General features: G+C 76.1%; 1 protein-coding gene and 1 pseudogene. Both read right to left on the bottom strand.

Annotation, left to right across the window (positions count from 1 at the left end; all coding sequences use genetic code 11):
- Positions 1 to 1113, bottom strand: a pseudogene (locus ACFXA3_RS41710) (hypothetical protein); the annotation flags it as partial.
- Positions 1114 to 1541: 428 nt separating this feature from the next.
- Positions 1542 to 1998: TetR/AcrR family transcriptional regulator (locus tag ACFXA3_RS41705; RefSeq protein ID WP_385196591.1), on the bottom strand; the 457-nt coding region annotated here is incomplete at its 5' end.

Below are 1998 nucleotides of genomic sequence, written 5' to 3'. Positions count from 1 at the left end.
CCGGGGCCGGCGGCCGCCCACCCCCCGGCCGGGGCCGCCGACCCGGGGGCCGCGCCACCGGTCGGGAGGGTCGGGGGCGAGCGCCAGGTCGAAGCGGCCGTCGACGTCCGCGGATCCGCCCGCGAGGATCCGGTCGTGCCGGTCGATGACGACGCTCTCCGCGAGGTCCACGCCGTCGTTCGCCGCCATGGGGGTGACGACGACGCCGGGCCGGGGGTCACCGGGGCCGAAAGAGGGGTCCGGGCTGCCGTCGCGGAGGTAGCGGGCGACGGCGAAGCTCGTGCCCCCGCGCCCCGCAGGGAGCGTCGCGGAGCCGACGGCGACGATCCGGCCGCGGCGGTCGAGGGAGATGTCCCGGAGCTGGTCGCGCCCGCCCGCGATGTCGGTCAGCACGATGCCGGGGCGGGCACCGGCACGGTTGAACGACGTGTCGGGACGGCCGTCCGGCAGGTAGCGCACCACGGCGAAATCACGGCCCTCGGGGCCGTCGCCCGTGCCGGCGTAGCCGGCCACCACGATGCGTCCGTCCCGCTGGATGCGCAGGGCCTGGGCCTCGTCGTCGTGCGGGGTGACCGCCGTGACGACGCGTCCCCCGGTGCCGAAGGTGCGGTCCGGCCGGCCGTCGGGCAGATAGCGGGCGACGGCGAAGTCCTCACCGCCGCCGGCGGTGGCGACGTGCCCGGCCGCGACGATCTTTCCGTCCTCCTGCACGGCCAGGCGCCAGATGTGTTCGTCATCGCCTCCCACCCCCGACATCGGAGTGAGGACGACACCACCGGACCCGAAGGTCCGGTCGGGCTTCCCGTCCGGGGTGTAGCGGGCGATCCGCCACCGGAACCCGCCCGCCGCCTCGCCCGGATCCGACGAGCCGGACACCAGGATGCGGTGCCGGTCGTCGATCGCCAGCCCGTTCTGGTAGTCAACGTTCCCGTCGGGTGCGACCGCGGTCCGTACGATCCCGCCCCGGCCGAACCGCGGGTCGAGGGCACCGTCCCCGTCCCCGTTCCCCGCGATCGCGGTCGGGGCCGGAAGCACGGCGGCCGCCGCGGCCGCCACGGCCGCCGCCAGGACACGACGCGCCGGAACGCGGCGGAGCAGGTGCAGTGGACGCATGGCGGGGACCTTTCCTCTGCCTCTCGGTACCGGCCCCCCCCGGCGGGCGATCATGACACGCCTCCCCGCCCCCGCCCGGCACCCCGCCCGGCACCACGCCGGGGACGCGGCGTTCCGGGACCGTTCAGCCCCGCGTGCCACCGCTGACGACCTCGCGCGCGTCCGGCGGTGCGCAGCCGGCCGGCTGCGGGGCGAAGGCCACCCGCACTCCGCGCTCCTCCCGGTCGGCGGCAGTGGTGGGCGAAAAGACGGTGGGGCCCGGGAGTCGGGGGGAAGGGGTGACTGCCCGGGCCGTGTCGCGGTACCGCGGGGGAGCGGTGTGCATACCGTCGCGACACATGAAGGAACGATTCATCGGCGGAGAGGTAACGGGTTGCCCGCAAAGTCTGCCGCCCGGATCCTGAGCCGCACCGCGGCAGGGCGCCCGCTCACGCCCTGACCTGGGCGAGTGCGCTCCAGCCGTGTTCCAGGAGGTCGAAGGCCCGGGCGACGGCCTGCCGGGGGTCGGCGCGGTCGTGGACCGCGCGGGGGGCTTGCAGGGCGAAGTGGGCCAGGGCGGTGCAGGCGGGGTCGTCCGCGGCGAGGCCGCTCTCCTCGGCGATGACCCGGGCGAGCGCGGTGGTGTGGCGCAGCCACATGTTCTGGGCGTAGTCGCGCAGCGCGGGCGTGCCGGCCACCAGGGCGGTGAAGGCGGCGAAGCGGGGGTCGCCGTCGGCGGTGGCCAGCCGGGTGGTCAGGGCGTGTTCCCGCAGCGCGGCGGGGATGGACCGGCCTTCGGGCCGCTCGCGTACGGCGGCGAGCAGGCGGGACTCCTGGTCGGCGTCCTCGTCGAAGACGAGGGCTTCCTTGACTGGGAAGTGCTTGAACAGCGTGGTGGTCGACACG

It is taken from the genome of Streptomyces sp. NPDC059456 (genome assembly GCF_042750055.1).
In the GTDB taxonomy this organism is placed as follows: Bacteria; Actinomycetota; Actinomycetes; order Streptomycetales; family Streptomycetaceae; genus Streptomyces.
This window is presented reverse-complemented; position numbering and strand designations above follow the sequence as displayed.